Origin of the sequence: Nonomuraea longicatena (assembly GCF_039525605.1) — a bacterium.
GTDB classification, from domain to species: Bacteria; Actinomycetota; Actinomycetes; order Streptosporangiales; family Streptosporangiaceae; genus Nonomuraea; species Nonomuraea longicatena.
In genome coordinates this window covers 133,403-158,933 of record NZ_BAAAHQ010000017.1, presented here as the reverse complement: position 1 = coordinate 158,933, position 25,531 = coordinate 133,403, and the positions used below count along the sequence as shown (strand labels likewise).

22 protein-coding genes are annotated in these 25,531 nt (G+C 72.8%); 11 read left to right on the top strand and 11 right to left on the bottom strand.

The window, feature by feature from the left end; all coding sequences use genetic code 11:
- Position 1 precedes the first annotated feature (1 nt).
- The 3 genes from ABD120_RS18485 to ABD120_RS18475 are packed head-to-tail and all read left to right on the top strand — an operon-like array spanning position 2 to position 2,837.
- Entirely contained in the window at positions 2 to 934 is a 933-nt protein-coding gene (locus tag ABD120_RS18485; protein ID WP_343951229.1) for an ROK family glucokinase, read from the top strand.
- A gap of 18 nt (positions 935 to 952) precedes the next feature.
- Positions 953 to 1,660 (top strand): endonuclease/exonuclease/phosphatase family protein, encoded by a 708-nt coding sequence (locus ABD120_RS18480; RefSeq protein ID WP_343951156.1) that lies wholly within the window; start codon positions 953 to 955, stop codon positions 1,658 to 1,660.
- Positions 1,661 to 1,718: 58 nt separating this feature from the next.
- Positions 1,719 to 2,837: a ligand-binding sensor domain-containing protein gene (locus ABD120_RS18475; RefSeq protein ID WP_343951155.1), complete on the top strand. Its 1,119-nt coding sequence runs from the start codon at positions 1,719 to 1,721 to the stop codon at positions 2,835 to 2,837.
- A 7-nt stretch (positions 2,838 to 2,844) separates the two neighbouring features.
- On the opposite strand, the gene ABD120_RS18470 is transcribed toward ABD120_RS18475, so the two are convergent.
- Positions 2,845 to 3,312 (bottom strand): hypothetical protein, encoded by a 468-nt coding sequence (locus tag ABD120_RS18470; RefSeq protein ID WP_343951154.1) that lies wholly within the window; start codon positions 3,310 to 3,312, stop codon positions 2,845 to 2,847.
- Positions 3,313 to 3,337: 25 nt separating this feature from the next.
- Positions 3,338 to 4,096 (bottom strand): alpha/beta hydrolase, encoded by a 759-nt coding sequence (locus ABD120_RS18465; protein ID WP_343951153.1) that lies wholly within the window; start codon positions 4,094 to 4,096, stop codon positions 3,338 to 3,340.
- 204 nt (positions 4,097 to 4,300) lie between these two features.
- Between ABD120_RS18465 and ABD120_RS18460 the strand changes: the two genes are divergently transcribed.
- Both ABD120_RS18460 and ABD120_RS18455 read left to right on the top strand, forming a co-directional pair.
- A complete protein-coding gene (locus tag ABD120_RS18460; RefSeq protein ID WP_343951152.1) occupies positions 4,301 to 5,005 on the top strand; it encodes a lysophospholipid acyltransferase family protein in 705 nt (234 codons plus the stop codon).
- Positions 5,006 to 5,123: 118 nt separating this feature from the next.
- Positions 5,124 to 5,549, top strand: a complete 426-nt coding sequence (locus ABD120_RS18455; protein WP_343951151.1) for a DoxX family protein — start codon at positions 5,124 to 5,126, stop codon at positions 5,547 to 5,549.
- Positions 5,550 to 5,614: 65 nt separating this feature from the next.
- On the opposite strand, the gene mmuM is transcribed toward ABD120_RS18455, so the two are convergent.
- The 4 genes from mmuM to ABD120_RS18435 form a co-directional block, all read right to left on the bottom strand.
- On the bottom strand, positions 5,615 to 6,478 hold the full coding sequence (gene mmuM / locus ABD120_RS18450) for a homocysteine S-methyltransferase (RefSeq protein ID WP_343951150.1): 864 nt from the start codon (positions 6,476 to 6,478) through the stop codon (positions 5,615 to 5,617).
- 18 nt (positions 6,479 to 6,496) lie between these two features.
- Positions 6,497 to 8,707, bottom strand: coding sequence for an arylsulfatase (locus tag ABD120_RS18445; RefSeq protein ID WP_343951149.1), 2,211 nt, complete (start codon positions 8,705 to 8,707; stop codon positions 6,497 to 6,499).
- 194 nt (positions 8,708 to 8,901) lie between these two features.
- Positions 8,902 to 11,232 carry a VIT domain-containing protein gene (locus ABD120_RS18440; protein ID WP_343951148.1) on the bottom strand — a complete coding sequence of 777 codons (2,331 nt, stop codon included), beginning with the start codon at positions 11,230 to 11,232 and terminating at the stop codon, positions 8,902 to 8,904.
- Positions 11,229 to 12,017 carry a helix-turn-helix domain-containing protein gene (locus tag ABD120_RS18435; RefSeq protein ID WP_343951147.1) on the bottom strand — a complete coding sequence of 263 codons (789 nt, stop codon included), beginning with the start codon at positions 12,015 to 12,017 and terminating at the stop codon, positions 11,229 to 11,231. Before ABD120_RS18435 ends, ABD120_RS18440 begins: the two co-directional genes overlap by 4 nt.
- A gap of 113 nt (positions 12,018 to 12,130) precedes the next feature.
- Between ABD120_RS18435 and ABD120_RS18430 the strand changes: the two genes are divergently transcribed.
- Positions 12,131 to 12,598, top strand: coding sequence for a Dps family protein (locus ABD120_RS18430; protein ID WP_343951146.1), 468 nt, complete (start codon positions 12,131 to 12,133; stop codon positions 12,596 to 12,598).
- Positions 12,599 to 12,793: 195 nt separating this feature from the next.
- Positions 12,794 to 13,840, top strand: a complete 1,047-nt coding sequence (locus ABD120_RS18425; protein ID WP_343951145.1) for an alkaline phosphatase PhoX — start codon at positions 12,794 to 12,796, stop codon at positions 13,838 to 13,840.
- Here ABD120_RS18425 and ABD120_RS18420 read toward each other — a convergent pair.
- Complete coding sequence (locus ABD120_RS18420) at positions 13,821 to 15,590, bottom strand: serine/threonine-protein kinase (RefSeq protein WP_343951144.1); 1,770 nt, start codon at positions 15,588 to 15,590, stop codon at positions 13,821 to 13,823. The genes ABD120_RS18425 and ABD120_RS18420 overlap by 20 nt on opposite strands.
- Before the next feature lie 32 nt (positions 15,591 to 15,622).
- Positions 15,623 to 16,216, bottom strand: a complete 594-nt coding sequence (locus ABD120_RS18415) for a TetR/AcrR family transcriptional regulator (RefSeq protein ID WP_343951143.1) — start codon at positions 16,214 to 16,216, stop codon at positions 15,623 to 15,625.
- An 89-nt stretch (positions 16,217 to 16,305) separates the two neighbouring features.
- Between ABD120_RS18415 and ABD120_RS18410 the strand changes: the two genes are divergently transcribed.
- Positions 16,306 to 18,492 carry an MMPL family transporter gene (locus ABD120_RS18410; protein WP_343951142.1) on the top strand — a complete coding sequence of 729 codons (2,187 nt, stop codon included), beginning with the start codon at positions 16,306 to 16,308 and terminating at the stop codon, positions 18,490 to 18,492.
- On the opposite strand, the gene ABD120_RS18405 is transcribed toward ABD120_RS18410, so the two are convergent.
- Entirely contained in the window at positions 18,392 to 19,372 is a 981-nt protein-coding gene (locus ABD120_RS18405; protein ID WP_425563996.1) for a bifunctional helix-turn-helix transcriptional regulator/GNAT family N-acetyltransferase, read from the bottom strand. The genes ABD120_RS18410 and ABD120_RS18405 overlap by 101 nt on opposite strands.
- Before the next feature lie 31 nt (positions 19,373 to 19,403).
- Here ABD120_RS18405 and ABD120_RS18400 point away from each other — a divergent pair, with 31 nt between their 5' ends.
- A complete protein-coding gene (locus ABD120_RS18400; protein ID WP_343951140.1) occupies positions 19,404 to 20,309 on the top strand; it encodes a lactonase family protein in 906 nt (301 codons plus the stop codon).
- 45 nt (positions 20,310 to 20,354) lie between these two features.
- Entirely contained in the window at positions 20,355 to 21,731 is a 1,377-nt protein-coding gene (locus ABD120_RS18395; RefSeq protein WP_343951139.1) for a N,N-dimethylformamidase beta subunit family domain-containing protein, read from the top strand.
- Here ABD120_RS18395 and ABD120_RS18390 read toward each other — a convergent pair.
- The gene (locus ABD120_RS18390; RefSeq protein WP_343951138.1) at positions 21,703 to 22,419 is read right to left on the bottom strand and encodes a Clp protease N-terminal domain-containing protein; all 717 of its coding nucleotides are present in this window, start codon (positions 22,417 to 22,419) and stop codon (positions 21,703 to 21,705) included. The genes ABD120_RS18395 and ABD120_RS18390 overlap by 29 nt on opposite strands.
- Positions 22,420 to 22,643: 224 nt before the next feature.
- On the bottom strand, positions 22,644 to 24,098 hold the full coding sequence (locus tag ABD120_RS18385) for an FGGY family carbohydrate kinase (RefSeq protein WP_343951137.1): 1,455 nt from the start codon (positions 24,096 to 24,098) through the stop codon (positions 22,644 to 22,646).
- Between the two features lie 97 nt (positions 24,099 to 24,195).
- On the opposite strand from ABD120_RS18385, the gene ABD120_RS18380 reads away from it, so the two are divergent.
- Positions 24,196 to 25,221, top strand: a complete 1,026-nt coding sequence (locus ABD120_RS18380; protein WP_343951136.1) for a 6-phosphofructokinase — start codon at positions 24,196 to 24,198, stop codon at positions 25,219 to 25,221.
- Positions 25,222 to 25,531: the final 310 nt, after the last annotated feature.

Genomic DNA, 25,531 nt, shown 5'->3' with positions numbered 1-25,531 from the left:
AATGCTGACTATCGGGGTGGACATCGGCGGCACGAAAGTGGCCGCCGGCGTGGTCGACGAGCAGGGGCGCGTCGTCGAGCAGGCGCTCCGGCCGACCCCCGCCGACCAGCCCGACCTGGTCGCCGAGACCGTCGCCGACGTCGTCGCGGAACTGGCGCGGGGCCGCCGCGTCGAAGCCGTCGGCGTGGGCGCGGCGGGCTTCGTCGACGAGAGCCGGTCGATGGTGCGCTTCGCCCCCAACCTCGCCTGGCGCGAGGAGCCGCTGCAGAAGAAGATCAACGGCCTGATCGGGCTGCCGGTGATCGTGGAGAACGACGCCAACGCGATGGCCTGGGGCGAGACCAGGTTCGGCGCCGGGCGCGGGCAGACGCACGTCGTGTGCGTCACGATCGGCACCGGCATCGGCGGCGGGCTGGTCTTCGACGGCAAGCTGTTCCGGGGCCGCTGGGGCATGGGCGCCGAACTCGGCCACATGCAGGTGGTACCGGGCGGACGGCCGTGCGGGTGCGGCAACAGCGGCTGCTGGGAACAGTACGCCTCGGGCAACGCGCTGGTCATCGAGGCCGGCGAGATCGCCGAGCGGCAGCCGGAGCGTGCCCCGGTCCTGCGGGAGATGACGGGGGAGCGGATCAGGGGCGAGGAGGTGACCGCCGCCGCCCGCAAGGGCGACGAGGCCGCGCTCGCCGCCTTCGACGCGCTCGCCGACTGGCTCGGGCAGGGACTGGCCGACCTGGCCGCGATACTCGACCCCGGCTGCTTCATCGTCGGCGGCGGCGTCTCCCGGGCCGCAGACCTGTTCCTCGACCGGGCCAGGGCCGCCTACGCCGACCGGATCACCGGCAGGGGCCACCGCCCGCTCGCCGACATCCGGCTGGCCGAACTGGGCGCCTCGGCGGGCCTGGTCGGGGCCGCGGACCTGGCCAGACAGCGCTGACGGGGTTACAGTCCGTCAGTGGGCGTCAGGGTGGGGACGTACAACGTGCGCGGCATGAAGGACGATGTGCCGGCACTGGTCAGGGTCATCACGGCGATGCGGGCGGACGTGCTGTGCGTCCAGGAGGCGCCGCGCCTGCTCTTCTGGCGCGGCAGACGCAGGGAACTCGCCGAGGCGGCGGGCATGCGGGTGGCGGCCGGGCGCAGGCTGGGCGGCGTCGCCGTCTACGTCTCCGCCAGGGCCAGGATCCTGCACGCGGAGAGTCACGTGCTGAAGATCTTCATCGGATTGGAGATCAGAGGGATGGCGCTCGCGGTCGTCGAGGTGGACGGCCTGCGCCTCGCGGTCGGCTCCATCCACCTCGACCTCGACGCGGCGGCCCGCATGCAGCACGCGGTCGAGGCGATCGCGCTGGTGCGCGCGGCGGCCACGCGCTTCGGCGCGGTCCCGGTGATCGCGGGCGACCTCAACGAGCAGAGCGCCGAGCCGACCTGGCGGTACGTCGCCGGCCAACTCGCCGACTGCTACCCGAGGGCGCCGAGGGGCGACGGCATGACGTTCACCGCCAGACAGCCGCGCAAACGCATCGACGCGATCTTCGCCGGGCCCGGTCTGGACGTGGTGTCGTGCGGAGGGGCCGAGGCCGTAGCCGGTGATCTGGCCGCCGCGACCGACCATCTGCCGGTCGTCGCCGACGTCAGGGTGACCCAGGTCACAGGCGGTTGATCGGCCGGATCGCGGGGTCGTCGGGTGATCGAGTGCGGCCAGCCCGTAATATTTCCTCATGACCCGTCGCCATCGGCGGCGCGTACTCTCCCTGACCTTGGCGACGTGCCTCGCGTATCCGCTCGTCGCGCCGGTCGAGGGGGCTGCGCGCGCCGAACCACGTCCCGTCACGGCAGAGTCGTGGCAGCGCTCCTCCAGCGCGCGCCTCGACGTCGACGGGTCCCTGTCCGATGTGCTGGCCCTGTCGGCCGGCAACGTGTGGGCGGTGGGCCAGCAGGAGATCTGGGACGTCTGGAAGAACCGGGGCACCATCCGCCACTGGAACGGCACCGCCTGGGCCGAGGTCGCCATCCGCGACGCCACCGGCGCGGGCAACCTGCGCACGATCGCCGCGGGCACCCCGACGCAGGTGTGGGCGGTGGGCGACGGCCACGACGGCCTGCCCTACCTCGCGGGCGGCGACGTGACGGGCTTCGACCGCGTCCAGGTGCCCGGCCTGTGGGCGGGCGACTGGCTCGGCGGGCTCGACGCCAAGGGCGGCAAGGTCGTCGCCGTCGGCAGCAGGGGCGACAAGGCCCTGATCGTCTCCGGGCAGAACGGTTCCTGGACGGTGACGCCCACGACCTCCGACGGCGCCCTCTACGCCGTCTCCGGCGGCTTCGCGGTCGGCGACACCGGCGACGGGCCGCTGGTCATGCGGCAGTCGGGCGGCTCCTGGAAGCCGATGCGGCTGCCCCGCATCCCGGGCGGCTATCTGCGCGACATCCAGGTCGACAGCGCCAAGCGGGCGCTCGCGGTCGGCGGCGTCTACCACGGCGCCGGCCGGATCGACCCGCTCGTGCTGTCCTGGAACGGCAAGCGCTGGACACGCGAGAAGCTCCCGCCGATCACCGCCCGGCTCTACGGCGTGACCGGCGACGGCAAGGGCCGCTACTGGATCTCCGGCTACGACCGCGAACGCCCGGCCGAGGGCTTCCTGCTGCGCCAGGAGAAGGGCCGCTTCGAGGTGATCAGGGGCGGCGGCGACGCCAAGAGCCGCAACTCCGTACGCCTGCAGGCGGTGACCTACCTGCCGGGCAAGGGCACGGTGTGGGCGGTCGGTCACGTGGTCGACGCCACCGACCGCTACACCGACGTCGTGGAGACCTTCGGCCCGAAGCCCCCCACGACCTCCTGAGCGGCGCTCAGAGCACAGCCCCGTCGTCCCAGCCGGAGTCGTTGGGCGGACCGTCTCCCATGCGCACCACCAGCGCCACGAAGCCGCCGATGAACGCGGCCACCGCCGTGAACAGCGCCCAGCCCTCCATCTGCCACTCGGCCATCGCCGCCAGCAGCAGGTAGGCGGGGCCGCCGAACAGCGCGAGCCAGGCCAGCTTGGTGGTCAGGTCGAGCTTGGGCAGCGGCGGCGGAGGCGGCGGCTCGTAATGGCCCTCGTCCTCGTCGTCGGCACGCTCGTCGAGCGCGCCGTCCGCGTCGCCGTCGTCGCGCAGGTCGAGGTCGGCCTCGGCGGGCCGCGCCACCCGGCGGGCCGGCTCCTCTGGCACGTTCTCGCTGTCGGGCCACGGCTGATCGGCCGAGTCGCGCTCGGCCGTGTCGTTGAATGAGGCGACGATCTGACGCCAGACCTCGTCCTCGTCACTCTGGGGCGTCACCTACGCGCCTTCCCCCTGCGTGCGTTCAGTCCCTCTGCAAGGGTACCGAGGCATGTGTCCGGATGAAGTCGAGGCTCCCGGCAAAGATCCTGTCGGCATCATTATCCAGCGTCGCAACATGGTAGCTATCGGAGAGTTCCTCGATCGTGGCGTGTTTGAGGGTCCTGCGGAGCAAGCCGACGCTCGCCGGCTTGACCACGTGGTCGTCCGTGCTGTGGTAGACGAGCAACGGCTGGGCGACCTTGGGCAGGTCGGCCCGCACCAGGTGCCACAGCTGGGGCAGCGAGGACGCCGCCCGCACCGGGGTGCGCGAGTAGGCCGTCTCGGTGATCCCCTGCTTCTTGATGTCCCCGGCGATGGCGGGCACCGACGCCATGAACCACTTCAGCAGCGGGGCCAGCCGCAGCAGCGGCACGTCCAGGGTGATCGACGGGTTGACCAGCACCAGCCCTCTGACGGCCGGGCCGTGCACCTCCGCCAGTCGCAGCGCCAGGCAGCCGCCCAGGGACAGGCCGCAGACGAACACCTCGGCGCAGCGGCCCTGAAGGTCCTCGAACGCCTTCTCGACCTCGGCGTACCAGTCCTCCCACCGGGTGCGGTTCATCTCCTGCCAGGTCGTGCCGTGGCCGGGCTGGCGCGGCAGCGACACGGTGAGGCCGTGCGCGGCCAGGAACTCGGCCCATGGCCGCATCGACTGCGGCGTGCCCGTGAACCCGTGGCACAGCAGTACCCCGGCCTCGCCGCCGTCGTGGTGGTAGGGCTCGGCGCCCGGCATGAGCGGCATAGCTGCTCCCAACGTCGGCACAGCCAGTTTTCATCCCTGAATTGCCCGATAGTCGCATGATTTAAGCCGGTTGTGCGAGAGCTGGGTAGGAGCATCGCCTCCGAGATGCGAAGATGACTCTGCTCACGCGGCGCTACTAGAGTTGTCGGTAGGAGCGTCCACGCGGCAGGCTGGGCAAGCAGGTTCCTCGAAAGGGTGGCCCGGGTGTTCTATTGGGTGGTCAAGGCCATCTTGGCGCCGATCCTCCATCTCGTGTTCCGGCCGTGGACCGAGGGGGCGGACAACGTGCCCAGGCACGGCCCCGCCATCCTGGCGGGCAACCACCTGTCCTTCGCCGACCACTTCTTCGGTCCGCTGCAGTTGCGCCGCAAGGTCATCTCCCTGGGCAAATCCGACTACTTCACCGGCCGGGGCGTCAAGGGCTTCTTCACCCGGCTGTTCTTCAGCGGTGTGGGCACCGTCCCGATCGACCGCTCCGGCGGCAAGGCCAGCGAGGCCGCGCTGCGCACCGGACTGCGCGTGCTGGGCGAGGGCAACGTGCTCGGCATCTACCCCGAGGGCACCCGTTCGCCGGACGGGCGCCTCTACAAGGGCAAGACCGGGGTGGCGCGGCTGGCGCTGGAGTCGCGGGCGCCGGTGATCCCGTGGGCCATGGTCAACACCTTCGAGATGATGCCGCCCGGACGGCCACTGCCGAAGCTGGGGATCCGGCCCGGCGTGCGATTCGGCAAGCCGCTCGATTTTTCACGCTATTACGGCATGGAGGATGACCGTCTGGTCCTCCGCGCGGTCACCGACGAGATCATGTACGCCCTGATGGAGCTGTCGGGTCAGGAGTACGTCGACAAGTACGCCGCCAGCGCCAAGGTCGAGATGGAGCGCGCCCGCCGCGCCACCGCCCACCACTGACGGCTCACGGACGCGGCGCCGTCTCATCGCTTTCCCATTCCGGTCTCAGATTTCGTTTAGATTTGTACGACATCCTGGCGTTGCTCGATTCCGGACGACGACGCAAGGGAGAACCGACATGCTCGACCAAGTCCGTCCCGTGGCCCTGCTGCTCGCACGGGTGGCCGTCGGAGTGGTCTTCATCGTGCACGGTTACCAGAAGTTCGCCGTGATGGGCCTGGACGGCGCCACCGCCTTCTTCGACAAGGTCGGCGTCCCGCTGCCGGGCATCGCCGCCCCGGCCGTCGCCGTCCTGGAGGTCGCCGGCGGACTCGCGTTCATCGTCGGCGCCGCCCTGCCGATCGCCGGCGTCCTGCTGGCCGCCGACATGGTCGGCGCCATCCTGTTCGTCCACCTCCCCAACGGCTTCATGGTCGGCGACGGAGGCTACGAGTTCGTGCTCAGCCTGGCCGCCGCGGCGCTCGCGATCGGCTTCAGCGGCGGCGGCCTGCTGTCGGTGGACGCGCTGCGCAGGCAGCGCCGTGGTGCCCCCGCCCCGGCCTGAGTGCCCGGTCCGAGTATGCGCGCCGCTCCCCGCCGGTGCTCGGGACCCGGTGGGGAGCGGTCCATTCAGGAAACGTGCGCCCGCACCTGCCTGATGTGCTCCGGCGTCGTACGGCAGCAGCCGCCGATCATCGAGGCGCCCCGGTCCTGCCATTCTTTGGCCGTCTGACCGTACTCAGCCGGGTCGGCGAGGCCGTGCCAGCGCCGCTCGCCGGCGTCCCAGACCTCTCCCGAGTTCGGGTAGACGACCACGGGCAGCACCGTCAGCCGCGAGATCAGCCCCGGGACGTGCCGGGGCGCCGTGCAGTTCACACCCACGGCCACGATCTGTGGATTGCCCGCGAACAGCGCCGCCGCCTCCTCGATCGGGGTGCCGTCGTTGATGCGGGCCTCGTCGCGGCAGGAGAAGCTCACCCACGCCTTGACCCCGGGGGTCTCCGTCACCAGCCGGGCCAGCGCGCGGGCCTCGGCCATGGACGGGATCGTCTCGCAGGCCAGCAGGTCCGCACCGGCGCCCGCGAGGATCTCCCAGCGCGGCCGGTGCCAGGCCAGCAGGCCCTCCTCGTCCAGGTCGTAGTCGCCCGTGTACTCGGCGCCGTTGGCCAGATAGGCGCCGTACGGCCCGACGGAGGCGGCCACCAGCCCGTGCCCGGCCTCGTCGCGCGCCTGCCCGGCCAGCTCGACCGACAGCCGCAGCAGCCGCTCCGCCTCGGCGGCCCCGATCCCGCGCCCCGCGAAGCCGGGCAGCGTGGCCTGGTAGCTGGCCGTGGTCGCCACGTCGGCGCCCGCCGCGAAGTAGTCGGCGTGCACCCGCCTGACCAGGCCGGGGTCCTCCAGCAGCAGCCGCGCGGACCACAGGTCGTCGCGCAGGTCGGCGCCGAGGGCTTCGAGATGGGTGGCCAGGCCACCGTCCAGGACGAGGGTATTCACCTCAACAGCCTATTCGCCCTACTCATACCTGAGTCCGAGCTGTCTGACCAGATCCACGAAGTTCGCGCCCGCGTCCGGGGCGAACGGACCCGGCGTGTACACGACCTCCAGCAGCCGCCCGCCGAACGGGAAGGGGCCGTGCCGCCGGAACACCTCCCACGAGACCGGCGAGCGCCGGTCGATCCCGGCGTCGATGCCCTCCAGCGGGCAGAACGCCGCCAGCATCGGCAACCCGGTCAGCTCGCCGCGTAACCGGCCGTCCACGCGTACCCGCACGTCCCACACCCAGCCGCCGGGCGCGCTCACCTCCACCTCGATCATGCGGCCGAGCGGCCCCGCGCGCAGCTCGCGCACGACGCCGAAGCCGTTGTGGGCGAAGACCAGCTCGTCCTCGGCGTACAGCAGGTAGCCGCCGCCCTGGCCGCCGTGCGCCACCAGCACCCCCGTGCCCGGCTCCGCCACCGTCGCGGTGATCGTGAACGACCGCCACTGGACGAGCTGCAGCGCCTGCCAGCGTTCGAGCGTCGGCACGGGCGGGCGCAGCCGTACCGGGGCGGGGTCCCGCTGCCACGGCGGACGCAGCAGGTAGCGCAGCCGCGAGCCCTCGTCCAGCGGGTAGACGCGATTGGCCCGCGCGGCCCGTTCCCACTCCCCGGCCAGCTCGCGCACCAGCGCCGGGTGCTCGGCGGCGAGGTCGCTCGCCTGGGCGCGGTCGGAGGGACGGTGGTAGAGCTCCCACTCGTGCTCGCCGAACGGCGTCAGCGGCGCGTGCCTGGTCACGATCTCCCACGTGCCCCGCACGTACCCGCGATGCCCCTGCAACTCGAAATACTGCCCGCGTTCCGGGCCGTCGCGCAGCAGCGAGCGGCCCGTGCGCGGCAGTCCCTCCGCCGCCTGCACCCCGGTCAGTTCGATCAGCGTGGGCAGCACGTCCGTGACGTAGGCCCAGTGGCCGAGCCGCTCGCCCCGCTGCGGCAGCCCGGCGGGCCACGACATCAGCAGGGGTACGGCGTGGCCGCCCGCGTGCGTGTTGCGCTTGTACAGGCGAAAGGGCGTGTTTCCCGCCATCGCCCAGCCGCGCGGGTAGTGCGCCAGCGTGCGCGGCCCGCCGACCAGGTCGAGACGGTCGAGGTCGGCGTCCGGGTCCTCGCGGTCGTGGCGGCTGCCCGCCGACAGCAGCGTGCGCAGGTACTGGGTGGTGCCGTGCGCCTCGCCCTCACGGGAGGCGCCGTTGTCGGAGGTGAAGACGAAGACGGTGTCGTCCAGCCTGCCCAGTTCCGTGAGGGTGCGCCGGATCTCGCCCACGCTGCGGTCGACGGCGGCGATCATCGCCGCGTACACCTCCATGTAGCGTGCGAACAGCCGCCGGGTCGCGGGGGCGAGGTCGTCCCACGCGGGCACGTCGTCGCCCGGCGCGCTCTCGCGCGGCGGGAGTACGGTGCCTTCCGGCAGCAGGCCGAGTTCGCACTGCCTGCGGAAGCGGCGTTCGCGTACCGCGTCCCAGCCGTCGCGGTAGTCGAAGCGGGCGATGTCCTCCGCCGGGGCCTGGAGGGGCGCGTGGGCCGCGCCGTGCGCCAGGTACAGCAGGAACGGGCGCTCGCCCGCCTGTCTGATCATCTCGACGGCCTCGCGGGTGAGGTCGTCGGCCAGGTAGTAGCCGTCGGGGTAGCGGTCGGTCTTGACGGCGGAGTTGTCGCGGATCAGCCGGTGCGGGTGATGGTGGTTCGTGAATGCCTCCAGGAAGCCGTAGAAGCGGTCGAAACCCCGCTGCAGCGGCCAGGCGTGCCGGGGACCCGCATCCGACATGTCGGAGTCTTTGGTGAGATGCCATTTGCCGACGGCCAGAGTGAGCCAGCCCGCGTCCCTGAAGATCTCGGCCATCGTGACGGCCTCCGGGGAGATCTCGCCCGCGTAGCCGGGGAAGCCCGGGTCGGAGTTGGACACGTGGCCCACCCCGGCCAGGTGCGGGTTGACGCCGGTGAGCAGGGCCGCCCGGGTGGGGGAGCACATCGGGGTGACGTGGAAGTCGGTCCACTGGATACCGTCGGCGGCCAGCGCGTCCAGGTGCGGGGTCGGGATCTCAGAGCCGTAGCAGCCGAGGTCGGCGAACCCGACGTCGTCCACCAGGACCAGCACGATGCTGGGGGCGCCGGGTCCCGGTGACCGCCGTGGCGGCCACCAGGAGCGCGAGCCTGCGAACGTCCGTCCGATCCGGCCGTGGAAGTCCATGGAACGGTTCTAACCCGAACCCCCGCCCTTCCCGAAGGGCCGCCCCTTTCCGAAGGACGCGGGTCCGTCCGTTTCAGTGACGAGCGAGGGCCGGGTGGTCTGTGTGAGCATTCGGCACCCGCAGCGGCAGCCTCAGCGCGTGCGGATCAGCGTCGCGGTCGAGAGCGCCGGTCGGCTCCTACCGCACCCCTCCGCTACTCCGGTCGGCCGCGCTTCCAGAACGGGTGTGTCGAGGTCAGGGCCGTGAGGACCTCCACCGTACGGCGGTGCAGCGCGGCCAGGTCGGTGCCCGGCTGACCGGCCGCCTCCAGCTCGCGGGCCACGGCGGCCAGCTCCGCGTGCCCGCCGAGGAAGTGCGCCAGCACCGCCAGTCGTGAGCCCAGGTCGACCAGGTACAGCGGATCGGGCATGCCGCGCATCGCCGTCAGCCGTTCCAGCTCGGCCGTCAGCTGCGGGCGGACCGAGTCGAGCGAGTGGCCCGCCCGCACGACCTGCGGCCCGGCCGGTACGGCACGGGCGAACCCCCGGCCCCGCCGTCCCTTCATGGCCTGTCCGGACCCCGCGCCGTAGGCGAGGCCCTGACCGGGAGCAGGGCCGGACGGGAGGGGCTGACCGGAGTCCGGGGCCGGGCCGCCGAGGGCCGGGCCGAAGGCGGCCGGGGCGGCGGGGGCCGGGCCCCGGCTCACGCTCATCGGCATCGCGGTCGCGAACAGGGCGCCGCCCGCCGGGGGCTCCCAGCCGCTGACCGGCTCGACGGGCTGGATCACCCGGTGCTCCGGGCCGCCTTCGGCGGCCGGCCGGGTGTCCGCGGCCACGTAGGCGGTGAAGCGGCACAGGACGCCGTACTCCAGCGAGGTCCGCACGATCTGGGGCTCCAGTTCGTGCTCGCCCATGGCGTACCTGTCCTCCAGTTCGCGCAGGTGGGCCCGCGCCCACACCGCCCTGAGCGCCGGGGTGGCCACCACTGTGCCCGGCACCCGCTCCTCCCACGGCGCCCCACCGGCCAGTCCGCGCACGGTGAGCGTGTCGCCCGCGCGGTGGCGGCCGTACACGCGCAGCGGCACCCCGGGGAAGATCGCGCCCAGGTGGGTGACCGTACCGGGCTCGACGTCCAGGCCCTTGAGCGACAGGTCGGTCACCGACGGCGCGCCGATCCGGGCGTGGACGCGCTCCATGGCCGCATCCAGCCGGTCCTCGGACTCCACCAGTTCGCACCGCCCGGCGCCGAGCCCGGCCAGCCTGCTGAGGAAGCCGGCGTTGACCGCCCGGTCGATGCCCACCGTGTGCACGCGCATCGCCGACAGGGCGCCGCCGGTGCGCTCCAGGATGCGGTCCTCGTCGGCCACCTGGCCGTCCGTGACCAGCACGATCACCCGCTCGCGGCCCTCGTCGCCGCCGCCCAGCAGGGCGACCGCCTGAAGCAGCGGGTCGAGGAGTTCGGTGCCGCCCCTCGCGTCCATGCGCGACAGGTGCTCGACGGCCCGGTAACGGTTGCGGTCGGTGCCCTCGCGCAGGCCGTCGAAGGCGGGCTCCACGAACGAGTCGAAGGCCAGTACGGCGAAGCGGTCCCGCGCCGTCAGCGTGTCGACGATACGGGCCGCCGCACGCCGCGCCGCGACCATCTTCCAGCCGCCCATGCTGCCCGAACGGTCGAGCAGGAGCACCAGGTCGCGCGGGGTGCGGGCGCCCTCCACCGGCGGCGGCACCACGGTCAGCGCGAACGTGCCCGCGCCGTCCAGCAGCAGCGACGTGGAGGTGTCGAACGTCAGGCGCAGGATGAAGTCGCGGTCCAGCCGCTCGTCCGGGCGCAGGGTGAGCCGGTCGCCGTCGCGCTGGACCACGTGCAGGCTGGAGGCCGCCTCGCGCAGGTTCAGGCCGGCGGTGTCGAGGGTGACCGACAGCCGCAGCCGTACCGGGCGGGGGAAGCCGGGCAGCAGCACGGGCGGGGAGATCCGGGAGGCGTCCGGGGCGGCGTCGGTGTCCGGCCGGGTGCCGTCGCCGACGGGCGGGCCGTCGAGCGGCTCACCGGGTACGTACCTCGGCGCCACCACCAGCGGGAAGCGGAAGATCGCCGCGCCGTCCTCGTACGGCAGCGGCTGGCTCAGCGACAGCCGGACCGTCACGCGTTCGCCCGGCAGGATGTTGCCGACGCGGATCGTGAACACCTCCGGCCGCTCCTCCTCGGCGATGGCGGCGCGTCTGCCCTCGCGCAGGGCGCGGTCGTAATCGGCTCTGGCCTCGCCGCGCTCCTTCAGCACGCCCTCGATCACCCGGTCGTCGGCCTCCATGCGGAAGGCGGTGACGGCGGCGCGGGCGGGCAGCGGGAAGACGTACACGGCCTCCAGGGAGACCTCGAACGGGTTGGTGAACTCCTGCGCGACCTCCACTCCGGCGACGAGGCCCGACAGGTGCGCCGAGACGTCCACGCTCTCCAGGGGCAGGTTGCCGCGCTCGGTCTCCAGCGCGCCCATGCCCGCGTCGGGCAGCGGGAGGCAGTGGGCCGGATCCAGGGAAGTGATCTTCATGTGAGGTTCCTCTCCTCAAGCACCTGAAGAAGCGGTCCGGCCGCGGCGAGGACTGCCTCGATGTCGTCGTCGGTGGGTGCGCCCCTCAGCACCAGCACCACGCCGTCGGCCAGCAGGATCCCGCCGACCCTGGCGCTCACGCCCGCGCCCTGCCCGGTCCCGGCACCTGGTGCGGGCACGTCCTGGGCGTATGCGACCTGCACGGGCGTGCCCGGCGCGGCGCCGGGGGCGCCGGTATCGGTGGCGGCGGTGACCGTGGCGGCGTTGACGGGGGGCGCGGCGGGGGCGTCAGTGGCGGAGCTCGCGGTGTCGGCAGGCGCGGTGGCGGGCGGGTCGGTAGGGGGGATGTGGGGCGCGGTGGGGGCGGGCGCGGGGGTGGTCGTCGTGCCGTCCGTCCAGAAGCGCTCCCGTACGGTGGCCGGTTCCGGGCGGGTGGTGGACTGCAGGAGGTCGGTCGGCTCCGGGCGGGCGGCGGACTCCAGGCGGGCGGTGGTCTCCAGGTGGGAGTCGGCGGCGCCCGCGAGGCGGGACTGGATCTCGGCGATCGAGTGGCCCTCGGCCTGCAGGCGTTTGACGGACACGAGCTGAAGCAGGTGGCGGCGGCCGTACCTGGCGATCCGCCCGCGCCGGGTCAGCGGCGGGTCGACGAGGCCGATCGTCGTGTACCACCGGATGAGCCGTTCGCCCGGCACCTCGCGCACCCGGCCGTTGCCGCGCGGGGACTGCGGCCCCAGCGCGTCGGCGGCGCGCTCGGCCAGTTCGCCGATCGTCCAGGTCTCGCTCATACCACCACAATGACACTGCAATAATGACAGTGTCAATGTCGTGGAAGAATCGCGCGATCACTTCTGTTCTCCACGGTGAACGTGAAAAACGACGATCGGGGAGGAACATCACCATGGCTGCGATCACCGGACCGCTTTCCAACCACGCCAAGAAGGTCGTCGCCGAGGCTCTGCAGGGCGCGCTGGTCGACCTTCTCGACCTGTCCCTGGTCGCCAAGCAGGCACACTGGAACGTGGTGGGCCCGCACTTCCGCCCGCTCCATCTCCAGCTCGACGAACTCGTGGACCTCGCCCGCGAGCACGCGGACACGATCGCCGAGCGCGCCGTGGCCGTCGGCGTCAACCCGGACGGCCGCGCCGCGACGATCGGCAAGAGCACCAAGCTGACCCAGCCGGAAGTCGCCTGGATCGAAGACGGCAAGGTCGTCGCGATGTTCACCGACATCCTGGAGAACGTCTCCAAGCGGATGCGCCGGCGCATCGAGGCCACCGACGAGCCGGACCCGGTGACCCAGGACCTGCTCATCGCCGTCGCGCAGGACATCGACAAGCAGCACTGGATGTTCCAGGCGCAGCGCTGACCACCCGCTCCGCGCGAACGGCTCCCGCCGCTCCGCCCGCTTCGCGAGAACAGCCCTCGCCGTCCCGTCTGATCGGGGGAAATATGGGGGTTCCCAGGCTGACGTCGTTCTGGGTTCGTCCGTGTTCCAGCGTGCGGTCATCTCCCATTCACCTGACTCGGGTCGACTACCGAGGCAGACACAGGGAGGCCCCAGATGACGCGCAGAACTCTCCTTCGCGCGGGTGCGGTCACCGTGGCCGGTCCACCGTGGCACTCCCGGTCCGGAGCCGGTCCCTACGGCCCGCTGCGCCCGCCGGAGGCCAGCGGGCTGGCGCTGCCCGACGGCTTCACGGGCCGCCTCGTCGCCCGCACCGGGCGCAAGGTGGCCGGGCTCACCTGGCATCCGACCCCGGCCGCCGGAGCCTGCTTCCCCGACGGTGACGGCTGGATCCACGTGTCCAACTCGGCGGTGCCGTTCGTCGGTGGCGCGTCGGCGCTGCGGTTCGACGCGCGGGGGACCGTACAGGACGCATATCGGGTGCTGTCGGGCACGGGACCGAACCACGCGGGCGCCGCCACGCCGTGGCAGACCTGGCTGTCGTGCGAGCGCGGCCCGCGCGGGCTGGTCCACGAGTGCGACCCGTACGGCGCCCGCGCGGCCCGCCCCCGCCTCGCCCTCGGCCGGTTCTCCCACGGGAGCGTCGCCTGCGACCCCGTCCACCAGGTCGTCTACCTGACCGAGGACGAGCCGGACGGATGCCTGTACCGGTTTCGCCCGCGCGACTGGGGCGACCTCACCGAAGGCGTCCTGGAGGTACTCACCGTCGCGGACGGCTGGCGCGAGGTCCCCTGCCCGGCCGCGACCGCGACCGCCGCCCGCCACCAGGTGCCGGGGGCGCTGCGCCTCGACCGGGCCGAGGGCTGTCACACCCGCGACGGGCTGCTGGTGTTCGCGACGGCCGGCCAGGTCTGGGCCTACGACGGCGGGTCCGGCGCCCCGGCGCGCGACGTGCTGCCGCCCGAGGACCTGTTCATGGCGGCCGGTACGGAGATCGACGTGGTCAGCGGCGGGGCGGTGGTGCCGTTCCTGCGGCTGACCGGCCACGACGAGAGCACGCTGACCGGCCCCGCCTTCTCGCCCGACGGCTCGCGCCTCTACTTCTCCTCGCAGCGCGGCCGCTCCGGCACGGGCACCGACGGCCACACCTTCGAGGTGACGGGGCCGTTCCGGGTCCAGCGCGTCATGAGGGGTAGCGCTTGAGGATGCGGCCGGAGCGGTCGGCGGACAGGTAGCCGCCGCCGCTGTAGGCGTTGGAGATGTAGACGCGCATCAGCGGCTGGTTGAAGTTGAACATCGACGCCGACTCGGCGATCACGTAGTACGAGGTCGGCTTCCTGACCTTGAGCGTCTTGCGCGCGTCCGCGAGCAGCCTCGGCAGCGCGTCCCAGTTGAAGCGCGTCGGATCGCTGTCGGCGCCCTTCCCTATCACTGGGCCGCCGATCGTCTTGGTGACGACGCCATCGCGGTAGGTGAAGCGGTCGTAGGCCTTCGGGTCGTCGCGCAGCCGGACCTCGGCGATGGCGTACTCGCCGTAGATCACGAGTTGGACGAACTTCTTGGTCTTGGCGGCCTTCTGCAGCGCGGCGATCGACTGGCGGGCGCCCTCCGGCGTCAGCAGGTCGACCTTCGCGGGCGGGTCCGTCTTCTGCTGCCGGGACGACAGGTCCTCCGGTTGGGACGGGGTGACCAGCTTGGGCATGGTCCGCAGGATGGACGCGCGCGGGGTATCGACCTGGGCCCGGCCCTCCCAGGGGCGGAGGGTCAGCAGCACGCCGCCGGCGGCGCCCAGGGCCACCGTGACGGCGATGGCCCCACCGGCCACCCGGCCCCTGCCGGACCGCCGCCTGGCGGAGGAGCCGGGATCGGTCGTGGACGCCCGGCCCACGGGCCCGGTCTGGTACGGCGGCCCGCCGTACCCCTGAGCCCCCGGAAGCGGACCTTGGGGCCCGCCGGGAGCACCGGGGCCAGAGGGAGGTCCGGGGTGGCGGCCCGCGTGCGAGCCGATCTGGGGCCCTGGGTGACGGCCAGGGCCCGCGAGGGAGCCGGGCTGAGGCCCTGAGTGAGGACCGGGACGGTGACCCGCGTGGGGCCGGCCGTGCTGAGGCCCCGCACCGGACGGGGAAGGGCTCTGGGAGACGGCGGCCTGGGCGAGCATGGCGTCGAGGTGGGGGATCGGCGGGCGAGCGGAGGGGTCGGAGACCAGCAGCGCGCCGAGGACGGGGGTCAGCGGGCCCGCGCGCACCGGCGGCGGCACCCGCCCGTCCAGCACCGCCGCCAGCGTCGCCAGCGGGGTGTCGCGGCGCATCGGATGGGTGCCCTCGACCGCGACGTACAGCATCATCCCGAGCGACCACAGGTCGGAGGCGGGATCGCCCTCGTGCCCGCGCAGCCGCTCCGGCGCGATGTACTCGGGCGAGCCCACCAGTTCGCCGGTCGCGGTGAGCCCGGCGGTGTCGAACAGCGCGGCGATGCCGAAGTCCGTGAGGACGGGCCTGCCGTCGTCGCGCAGCAGCACGTTCGCGGGCTTGACGTCGCGGTGGCAGATGCCCGCCGCGTGCGCGGCCGCCAGCGCGGCGAGGACGCCCCTGCCGATCCCGGCCGCCTCGGCGGGCGACAGGGGCCCGTCGGCCAGCCGCCCGTGCAGGGACGGGCCGCGCACCAGCTCCATGACGATCCAGGGGTGCTCGCCGCGCGCGTCGTCGACGATGTGGTGCACGGTCACCACGTTCGGATGGTGGAGCCTGGCCAGGGCGCGGGCCTCCACCAGGACCCGTTCGCGCAGCATCGCGGCCCGGTCGGGGTCGGGCGAGTGGGAGGGGCGGACCTCCTTGAGCGCGACCTCGCGGTGCAGGGCCAGGTCGTAGGCGCGCCACACCGTGCCCATGCCGCCGCTGCCGAGCCGTTCGAGGAGCTCGAAGCGGCCGTCTACGACAACGCGTTCGGAGGTCACGGCGGACAGCATATGGCGCGTAGCCGGACTTCTCAGCCGAGATACCCCACCAGCAGCCGCTTGAGCTCGGCGACCAGGACCTCGGCGCGTTCCGGGCCGGCGGCGCCGACCATGGGCATGACCGCCTTCACCGCCGCCACCGCCATCGTGCCCATCGTGCGGGCGCGCTCCTCGTCCAGGCCGGGGGAGCGCCGCAGGAGCATCGCGGCCACGTTCCGGGCGACGTCCTCGTGCAGTCGCGCGGCGGCCCTGGCCAGGCGGTCGCCGGTGGCCGAGCCGTACATCAGGGCCCAGTAGGCGGGGGCCCGGGCCTTGAAGGCGACGCTCGCGTCCACCAGCCCGCCGACCAGGGTTTCGAGCGGCAGGTCCGGCGTGACCGAGGCCAGGCGCTCGCGCCAGAACTCCTGCCGGTCCTCGGTGTAGCGGGCCACGAGGCCGTCGAGGATCTCCTCCTTGTTGCGGAAGAACTGATACAGCGAGCCCGGCGACAGCCCGGCCCGCGCCGCGACCTGGTTGGTCGTCAGGTCGGGGTAGCCGACCTCGGCGATGACGAGTTCGGCGGCGTCGAGGATCTCGGCCATGCGCTTGAGGCCGCGCGCCTGCCTGCGTACCGGTCGCTCGGTCATGGGCACCCCACGTTGACAAATGCGAGCATTTACTTGTATTTCTGGTCGAAGATGAAACACGAGTATTTTACCGAGTTTTCGGAGCCACGATGAGTACCACCCTGACCCGGGCGCGCCCGGGAACCCCCTCGCCCCCGCTGCGCCGCCTGGGCCACCTCCTGGTACGGCGCCGCCGCCTCGTCCTCGCCCTCGCCGCGCTCGGCCTGGTCGTGGCCGGGGTCCTCGCGGCCGGTACGGTTCCCCGCCTCTCGCTGGCCCGCTTCGAGGCCCCCGGCTCCGAGTCGGACCGTGCCCGCGCCGAACTGGCCGCGCGCTTCGGCACCGGAACCCCCGACCTGATCTTCCTGGTGACCGCGAAGAACGGCACGGTGGACGACCCCGCCGTCGCCGCCAGGGGCCGCGAACTGACTGCCCGGGTCGCCGCCTTCGGCGGCGTCGCCGAGGCCGCCTCCTACTGGACCAGGGGCGCCTCGCCCACCCTGCGCAGCGAGGACGGCCGCCACGCGCTGATCCTGGTACGGGTCCCGGGCGACGCCGACCACGTGCGCGGCACCGTGCTGCCCGCGCTGGTGCCCCGCGTGGTCGGGGACGACGCGCTGGTCGGCGTGCGGGCGGGCGGCGGGGAGGAGGTCTTCCGGCAGACGGTGCCCATCGCCAGGCAGGACTTCGTTCGCGCCGAACTGCTGATCTTCCCGCTGGTGTTCGTCCTGCTCTGGCTGTACCTGCGCCGGGTCGTGGCGGCGCTGGTGCCGATCCTCGCCGGGATCTTCGCCATGGCCGTCGGGCTGGCCCTGCTGCGCGGCGTGCTGCCCTTCGCCGACATCTCCACCTTCGCGCTCAACCTCACCCTCGCGATGGGGCTCGGCCTCGGCGTCGACTACTGCCTGTTCGTCATCGCCCGCTTCCGCGAGGAGACCCGCCTCGGCCGCGACCGCCCGGAGGCCGTGGCGCGGGCCGTCGAGCACGCGGGCCGCACGGTGCTGTTCAGCGGCCTGGTGGTGGCCGCGTCGCTCGCGGTCCTGTTCGTGCTGCCGTTCGACTTCCTGCGCTCGTTCGCCTACTCGGGCATCGCCGTCGTCGTGGGCGGCCTGGTCGCCGCCGTCCTCGTGCTGCCCGCGCTGCTGGCCTCGGCGGGTGGAACGTTCCTGCTCAAGAGGGAGCGGCCCGCCTCCGACACCGGGTTCTGGCACGCGCTCGCCACCCGGGTCATGCGCAGGCCGCTGCTGACGGGAGGGGCGGCCGTGCTCGTGCTGCTCGTGCTGGCCTCGCCGTTCCTGGGGCTGGAGTTCGGCGTCGCGGACGACCGCATCCTGCCCGCGTCGGCGCCCGCCAGGCAGACGCAGGAGGTCGTGCGCGGCGCGTTCGCGGCGGAGGAGACCGACGCCGTCCAGGTCGTGAGCTCGGCCGGGGTGCCGCAGGGGTACCCGGCGGCCCTGTCCCGCCTGCCCGGCGTCGCTCAGGTCGACTCGGCCGAGGGTGTCTTCGCGAACGGGAACCGGATCGGCGCCGGCGTCCCGGCCAGGTTCGCGCCCCTGCCGGGGAAGGACGGCGGCTGGGTGTCGGTCGTGCCGTCCGCGGAGACTATGGCGGGGGACCCGGCGGACCTGGTCCAGGCCGTCCGGGACGTGCCGGGGCCCGACGGGCGGCTGGTCGGCGGATACCCGGCCCAGCTCGCCGACTACCGCGCCACGTTGGTCGACCGGCTGCCGCTCGCGCTCGTCCTCATGCTGGTGGTCACCTTCGCGCTGCTGTTCGCGATGACCCGCAGCCTGCTCATCCCGCTCAAGGCCACCCTCCTCAACCTGCTCAGCCTCGGCGTCATGTTCGGCGCCGTCGTCTGGGTCTTCCAGGAGGGCAACCTGTCCGGCCTGCTCGGCTTCACCCCGACCGGCACGCTCGACGCGAGCATCCCGATCCTCATGCTCTGCATCGCCTACGGCCTGTCGATGGACTACGAGGTTTTCCTGCTGTTGCGGATCAAGGAGGAGTACGAGAAGAACGGCGGAGACACGACGGCGGCCGTCGCCGCCGGGCTGCAGCGCGGCGCCCCGCTGATCGGTGCGGCGGGTGGCATCCTGGCCCTGTCGTTCGCCGCCTACGCCACCGCGCAGGTGACGTTCGTGCAGATGCTGGGCGTGGGCATGGCCGTCGCCGTCCTCGTCGACGCCACCGTGATCAGAGCCGTCCTTGTGCCCGCGCTGATGCGCCTCGCGGGACCGCTGAACTGGTGGCCGAGCCGGCCGCCGCGAGCGGCAGCGACCACACCTCCTCGGTGACCGGGACGCCGTTCTCCTCGCCCTCCCGCGCGGACTCCAGGGCGAAGCCCGCCTCCCGGTAGATCCGGCGCGCGCCCACCAGGCAGGCGCGGGTCCACAGGGTGATCCGCTCGTAGCCCGAGGCGCGGGCGTGGGCGACGACCTCGCCGACCAGCCGCCGCCCGAGGCCGAGCCCCCGGGCGGACGGCTCGACCAGCAGCATCCGCAACTGCGCCGTCGTGTCGTCCTTGCCCGTGCAGAACACGCAGCCGACCGGCCTGCCGTCCGCCTCGGCGATCCAGCCGGCGTCGCGGCCGGGGGTGTAGTCGGCGCAGATGCGCGCCACCGTCTGCTCGAAGGCCAGGCCCCAGCCGTACTCCTGGGCGTACAGGGCGGCGTGCCTGCTGACGACCCAGCCGAGGTCGCCGGAGCGCGGCGCCCTGATGAGCAGGGGGCCGGGCGCCGGCCGGTCGCCGAGCAGGGCGCGCACCCCGGCCATGCCGGAGACCAGGTCGGCCTGCTCGGCCTCGCTCAGGTGCGACAGCAGGGCGGCCGTCCGCTCGGACTGGCGGCGGTCGAGTTCGGCGAAGGCGGCGGCGCCGTCGGAGGTGAGCCGGACGAGCAGCCTGCGGGCGTCGCTGTCGGAGCGGCGGCGCACCAGCAGGCCCGCGCCCTCCAGGCGGGCCAGCACGCGGCTCAGGTAGCCCGCGTCGATGCCGAGCAGGTCGCGCAGGGTGCGGGCCTCCGGCTCGCCCGCCTGCGCGACCTCGAACAGCACCCGTACCTCCACCAGCGTGTACGGAGAGTCCAGCATCCCCGCCTGCAGCGCGCCCGCCACCTTCGTATAGAACCGGTTGAAGGCCCTGACCTCAGAGACCCTTGCCTCGGTCAAAGAATTCATTGCCATAGTCAACCATGGGAGGGATCCCCCTGTGAAGCACCTCTACATCGGCGGGTACGGCTCCGGCATCCTCGCCCCGGGCGCCGGAACGACGCCCGTCGCCAGCCCGTCGTTCCTGGCCGCCCACCCGGTCCTGCCCGTCCTGTACGCCGTGGGCGAGCTGGAGAGCGGCGAGCTCACCGCCTTCTCGACCACGGGCGGGCTGAAGGCCGCCGCGCGCCGCCCCAGCGCCGGGCACAGCCCCTGCCACCTGGCCGTTCACCCCTCCGGCACACTGCTGGCCGTCGCCAACTACGGCGACGGCGTCGTCAGCCTGCACCATCTCGACGAGCGGGGGCTCTTTCGCGGCGAGCCGGTCGTGCTCACCCACGAGGGCCGGGGCCCGCGCGCCGACCGCCAGGAGGGCCCGCACGCCCACCAGTGCGTCTTCCACGACGACGTCCTGCACGTGCCCGACCTCGGAACCGACGAGATCCGCCGCTACACCCTGTCCGGCCGGGCGCTGGAGCCCGTACGGCTGATGCCCGGCATGGGCCCGCGCCACCTCGTCTTCGACGAGCACGGCCGCTGCCACGTGGCAGGCGAACTGGACGCGACCGTGCGCACCTACGACGAGCGGTGGCGCGAGATCTCCTCGGTCGCCTCCAGCGGCACCGGCGTCCTCACCTACCCCTCCCACATCGACCTGATCGGCGGCGCCGTGTACGTCGCCAACCGGGGCCCGGACACGCTCAGCGTCATCCGCGACGGCAAGCGGGTCGCCGAGGTCCCCACCGGCGGCGCCTGGCCCCGCCACTTCGCCGCCGACGGCGACACCCTCTGGGTGGCCAACCAGAACTCGGACTCCGTCGCCGTCTTCCGGCTCAAGCAGGGTCTGCCACACCCCACGGGCGAGACGCTGGAGGTAAAGACTCCCGCCTGCGTGCTCCCCGCCTGATCCAAACACGCTGGTCACCGAGGTGGCAGCGGTCAGGATGCGCACGTGCGTTCCACTCTCGCCGCCCTGCTGGCGCTCCTGCTCCTGCTGCCCCTCGCCGCGTGCACGGACGCGGCCTTCGTCGCGCCGTCCCGGCCCGAACCGGTGGCCGCGCCGCCCACCGAGAGACCGCGCCCGGTCGCCTGGCGCCTGGCCAGGCAGGGCGGCATCGAGGGGTACGCGGACGAGGTGAGCGTGCTGCCCGGCCAGAGCTTCCGGCTGCGGGTCTCGACCACCGCCCCCCGCTTCACCGTGCGTGCCTTCCGCATGGGCGCCCGTGCCGCGCAGGTGTGGGTGTCGCAGCCGGTCAAGGGCGTGCGGCAGCCGCCCGCGCGGACCGTCGGCGGCATGGTCACCGCCGCCCACTGGAAGCCGTCGCTCACCGTCGACACCACGGGGTGGGCCGAAGGCGCCTACCTGCTGCGGCTGGAGGCGGCCGGGGGCGGGCAGCGGTTCGTGCCGGTGACCGTACGGTCGGCGTCGGCGCGGGGCCGCGTCGTGATCGTCAACGCGGTCACCACCTGGCAGGCGTACAACCGCTGGGGCGGCCGCAACCTGTACACCGGGCCCGGCGGGTTCGCCGACCGCTCGCGGCGCGTGAGCTTCGACCGGCCGTACGACACCAACGGCGCCCGCCTCTTCCTCGACCTCGAACAGGACGCGATCGAGGTGGCCGAGCGCAGCGGGGTGCCGCTGGCGTACCTGACGAACCTGGACCTCACGCCGAAGGCGCTGGAGGGGGCCCGCGCGATCGTCTCGCTCGGCCACGACGAGTATTGGACGCCCGGCATGCGCGCCGCCGTCACCGGTGCCCGGGACAAGGGTGCCAACCTGGCCTTCCTCGGCGCGAACGCCGTCTACTGGCGGATCTCCACCGACGACCGCATCGTCGAGTGCGACAAGGAGAGCCGCTGCCGGCTGTGGCGGGAGTCCAAGCCCGAGAGCACCCTGGTCGGGCAGATGTACGACTGCTTCCCCGCCGAGGCGGCCTACGAGGTCAGCAGGCCGTCCCACTGGATCTTCGACGGGACCCGGGGGCGGCGCTTCCCCGGTCTGGCCGGGGTCGAGACCGACCGGGTGTCGCGCGGGTCGCCCCCGAACGTGCGGGTGCTCGCCGAGTCGCCCGTGAACTGCGGTGGCCGCGCCACGGTCTCCCACAGCACCTTCTACGTGGCGCCCAGCGGCGCCGGGGTGTTCGCCAGCGGGACCATGCGGTGGGTGTGCGGGATGCGCGGGCGCAGGTGCGGCCACGGCGTCACCGACGCGGCCGCCGCCTTCACCCGCAGGGCCACCACGAACCTCCTCGTCAGGTTCGCCAAGGGGCCGGTCGGCGGGCCGGGCGGGGCGGGGACGGTCAGGAGAGCCGGTGCAGCAGCGCCATGACCTCGCGCTCCACGGCCTCCTTGGTGACACCCATCCCCGCCAGGACGGTCACCGTCGGCGAGTCGGTCAGCGACAGGACGCCCAGCAGGAGGTGCTCGGTGCCGACGTAGTTGTGGCCGAGCCTGAGCGCCTCCCGCAGGGTCAGCTCCATGACCTTCTTGGACGGCGCCGCGAAGGGCGTCTGGTCGCCTGAGGGGGCTTGGCCGTCGCCGGGTCCCGCGACGTGGCCCATCGCCTCCCTGAGGGTCTCAGGGGTCGCTCCGAGGGTGGCCATGGCCCTGGCGGCCAGCGCCTCGGGCTCGTGCAGGAGGCCGAGGACGAGGTGGGGCGGCTCGATGTGGTCGTGCCCCGCGTTCCCGGCCTCCGTCTGGGCGGCCACGACGCAGGCGCGGGCGCGGGGGGTGAAGCGGGTGTACGCCTTCAGGTCGTCGGCGAGCGAGGAGCCCTCCTTGGGGACGAACCGCTTCTGGGCGGCCTGCTTGGTGACGCCCATGCTGCGGCCGATTTCGGTCCAGGAGGCGCCTGAGTGCCTGGCCTGGTCGACGAAGTGGCCGATGAGGTGGTCGGCGACCTCCCCCAGGTGCTCGCCGAGGGTGACCGCGTCGGTGAGCTGGCCGAGGGGGTCGCCGTCGGAGTGGCGGGTCTTGATCGCGTTGATGAGGTCGTCGAGGCGTACTGTTCCATCCATGCGTCAACCATAGGTTGACGCTCTCCTTTCGTCAACCGTTGGTTGACGGAGTCGTCGGCCGCCGCGAGCGCCGGGCGGAGGGCGCCGGACGGTCGGGCGTGGAGGAGAGGCCCGCGCCCCTGCAGTGGGCCGCCGCACGGCCGGGTGGGGTGGACGGCGCACGGTCGGCTGGGGCGCGGGCGGGTGAGTGCGGACGCGGCGGGTGGCCGGTGCGGGGCGGGTGCTCAGGCGTGGGTGCGGGCGAGGGCCACGGCGGCCTGCCAGCGGGCGTAGGCGGCGTCGTCGCGGGCACCGGGTTCGAATCTGCGGTCGAGGCGCCAGGTCTTGGTCAACTCCTCCGTGGAGGCCCACACGCCCGCGCCGAGCCCCGCCAGGAAGGCCGCGCCCAGCGCCGTCGTCTCCTGGACCATCGGCCGCTCCACCGCAGTGCCGAGCTGGTCGGCCTGGAGCTGCATCAGCAGGTCGTTGGCACTGGCCCCGCCGTCGGCCTTGAGCACCGAGGCGGGCGGCGCCGCCTCCACCACGTCGCGGACCTCGAAGGCGATCGCCTCCAGTGTCGCCCGCACCAGGTGGGCCCGGGTGGTGCCGCGCGTGAGGCCGGTGATGAGACCGCGCGCCTCCGGGTCCCAGTGGGGGGCGCCCAGACCGGTCAGGGCGGGCACGAAGACGACGCCGCCGCTGTCGGGGACCGTACGGGCGAGCTCTTCGGACTCGGGGGCGCCGTCGATGATCCCGAGCCCGTCGCGCAGCCACTGGACGGCGGCGCCCGTGACGAAGACCGAGCCCTCCAGCGCGTACGTCAGCTCGCCCGAGGGCCGCTGCCAGGCGACGGTGGTGAGCAGTCCCGCCTCCGAGCGGACGATCTCCGAGCCGGTGTTGGTCAGGATGAACGAACCGGTGCCGTAGGTGCACTTGACGTCCCCGGCGGCGAAGCAGGTCTGGCCGAACAGGGCCGCCTGCTGGTCGCCCGCCATGCCGCTGATCGGCAGGTCGAGGCCGAGGAACGCGTCGGGGTCCGTGCGCCCGATCTCGCCGTAGTTGGGGACGATCTCCGGCAGCGCGGAGAGCGGGACGCCGAACAGCTCGCACAGCTCCGGCTCCCAGGTGCCGGAGGCCAGGCCGTACAGGAGCGTGCGCGAGGCGTTGGACGGGTCGGTCACGTGGCGCGCGCCCCCGGTGAGGCGGGCGACCAGGTAGGAGTCCACGGTGCCGACGGCGACGTCGCCGGAGGCGACCCCGGCCCAGGTTCCGGGGTCGCGGCCCGCCAGCCAGGTCAGTTTGGTGGCGGTGAAGTACGGGTCGAGGCGCAGGCCGGTCAGCTCCGAGACCCTCGGCTCGTGGCCGTCCTCCCGCAGCCGCGCGCAGATCGCGGCGGTGCGGCGGTCCTGCCACACGATCGCGTTCCTCGGCGCCGCCAGCGTACGGCGGTCCCACAGCACGGCCGTCTCGCGCTGGTTGGTGATGCCGACGCACGAGGGGGGTGCGGAGGCCGTGCGCAGGGCGAGCGCGCATGCGGTCAACGTCGCCTGCCAGATATCCTCGGGATTGTGTTCAACCCAGCCCAGTTCGGGGAAATACTGGGCGAACTCCTGATAACCCCGCGAATCTATACGGCCGTCATCGGACACGATCAGGGCCGTCACTCCGGTCGTGCCCGCGTCAATCGCCAAAACTGTCACGGATCTCGCTCCTCACCCTAAATTTGGTCTAGACCACTGCCCCAAGCCGCGGGCACAATGCGATTCTGGCCGTGAAGCACATCGGGAGGAACCCGCCATGCGTATTGGAGTGCTCACCGGGGGCGGCGACTGCCCCGGTCTGAATGCTGTGATCAGGGCTGTCGTCCGCAAGGGCGTAAGTGTTTACGAACACGAGTTCGTCGGATTCCGCGACGGTTGGCGCGGGCCCCTAGAGGGCGACACGATGAAGCTGGACATCCAGGCGGTGCGCGGCATCCTGCCGCGCGGCGGTACGATCCTCGGCTCGTCCCGCACCAATCCGATCAAGATCGAGGGCGGCGTCGACCGCATCAAGGAGAACCTGGCCGCCGGGGGAGTCGACGCGCTGATCGCCATCGGCGGCGAGGACACCCTGGGCGTGGCCCGGCAGCTCTTCGAGCGCGGGGTCCGCGTCGTCGGCGTCCCGAAGACCATCGACAACGACCTGTCCGGAACCGACTACACCTTCGGCTTCGACACGGCGGTCAACATCGCCACCGAGGCCATCGACCGCCTGCACACCACGGCCGAGTCCCACCACCGGGCGCTGATCTGCGAGGTCATGGGCCGCCACGCGGGCTGGATCGCGCTGCACGCCGGGTTGGCGGGCGGCGCCAACGTCATCCTCATCCCGGAGAAGCCCTTCGACATCGAACGGGTCTGCGAGTACGTCGAGTCGCGCTTCCGCACCCGCTACTCGCCGATCATCGTGGTGGCCGAGGGCGCCCACCCGATCGAGGGCCAGATGACGCTCCAGACGGGCGAACTCGACGCCTTCGGCCACGTACGGCTCGGCGGCATCGGCGAGATGCTCGCCAAGGAGATCGAGAAGCGCACCGGCAAGGAGGCCCGCACCACCGTCCTCGGCCACATCCAGCGCGGCGGTACCCCTACGGCCTTCGACCGGGTGCTCGCCACCAGGTTCGGCCTCCAGGCGATCGACGCGGTGAACGACGGCGACTACGGCACGATGGTGGCGCTGCGCGGCACCGAGATCGTGCGGGTCGGCCTCGACGAGGCCACCTCGGAGCTCAAGACGGTGCCGGACGGCCGGTACGCGGAGGCGGAGGTCTTCTTCGGCTGATCGCCGTTCGCCCGGCGGCCGCGCTGATCGCCGCTGCCGAGCCGATCGCCGTTCGCCGGGCGGTCGTGTCGCTCGCCGTTCGCGAGCCGACGGCGGTGATCGCCGTTCGCAAGCCGTTCGCAAGGGGCGGGCCGTACCTTCGGGAGCAGCGGGGTTTCTTCCCCGTTGAACCCCTCTCGGGGTATGGCTCGCGCCACCGGACCTCGGCGGCTCCCAGTGTGGCGCGGGCCGTACCCTCGGAAACCTCTCCGGACCCGCTTCCTCGGCCTCTCGCGCACCTTGCGGCGGGCTCCTGGACTCCGGTCCCGGG

Coding starts and splice junctions, on each gene's coding strand:
- ABD120_RS18485 (WP_343951229.1), top strand. CDS start 2: ATGCTGACTATCGGGGTGGACATCGGCGGCACGAAAGTGGCCGCCGGC.
- ABD120_RS18475 (WP_343951155.1), top strand. CDS start 1,719: ATGACCCGTCGCCATCGGCGGCGCGTACTCTCCCTGACCTTGGCGACG.
- ABD120_RS18465 (WP_343951153.1), bottom strand. CDS start 4,096: ATGCCGCTCATGCCGGGCGCCGAGCCCTACCACCACGACGGCGGCGAG.
- ABD120_RS18455 (WP_343951151.1), top strand. CDS start 5,124: ATGCTCGACCAAGTCCGTCCCGTGGCCCTGCTGCTCGCACGGGTGGCC.
- ABD120_RS18445 (WP_343951149.1), bottom strand. CDS start 8,707: ATGGACTTCCACGGCCGGATCGGACGGACGTTCGCAGGCTCGCGCTCC.
- ABD120_RS18440 (WP_343951148.1), bottom strand. CDS start 11,232: ATGAAGATCACTTCCCTGGATCCGGCCCACTGCCTCCCGCTGCCCGAC.
- ABD120_RS18435 (WP_343951147.1), bottom strand. CDS start 12,017: ATGAGCGAGACCTGGACGATCGGCGAACTGGCCGAGCGCGCCGCCGAC.
- ABD120_RS18430 (WP_343951146.1), top strand. CDS start 12,131: ATGGCTGCGATCACCGGACCGCTTTCCAACCACGCCAAGAAGGTCGTC.
- ABD120_RS18425 (WP_343951145.1), top strand. CDS start 12,794: ATGACGCGCAGAACTCTCCTTCGCGCGGGTGCGGTCACCGTGGCCGGT.
- ABD120_RS18415 (WP_343951143.1), bottom strand. CDS start 16,216: ATGACCGAGCGACCGGTACGCAGGCAGGCGCGCGGCCTCAAGCGCATG.
- ABD120_RS18410 (WP_343951142.1), top strand. CDS start 16,306: ATGAGTACCACCCTGACCCGGGCGCGCCCGGGAACCCCCTCGCCCCCG.
- ABD120_RS18405 (WP_425563996.1), bottom strand. CDS start 19,372: ATGAATTCTTTGACCGAGGCAAGGGTCTCTGAGGTCAGGGCCTTCAAC.
- ABD120_RS18390 (WP_343951138.1), bottom strand. CDS start 22,419: ATGGATGGAACAGTACGCCTCGACGACCTCATCAACGCGATCAAGACC.
- ABD120_RS18380 (WP_343951136.1), top strand. CDS start 24,196: ATGCGTATTGGAGTGCTCACCGGGGGCGGCGACTGCCCCGGTCTGAAT.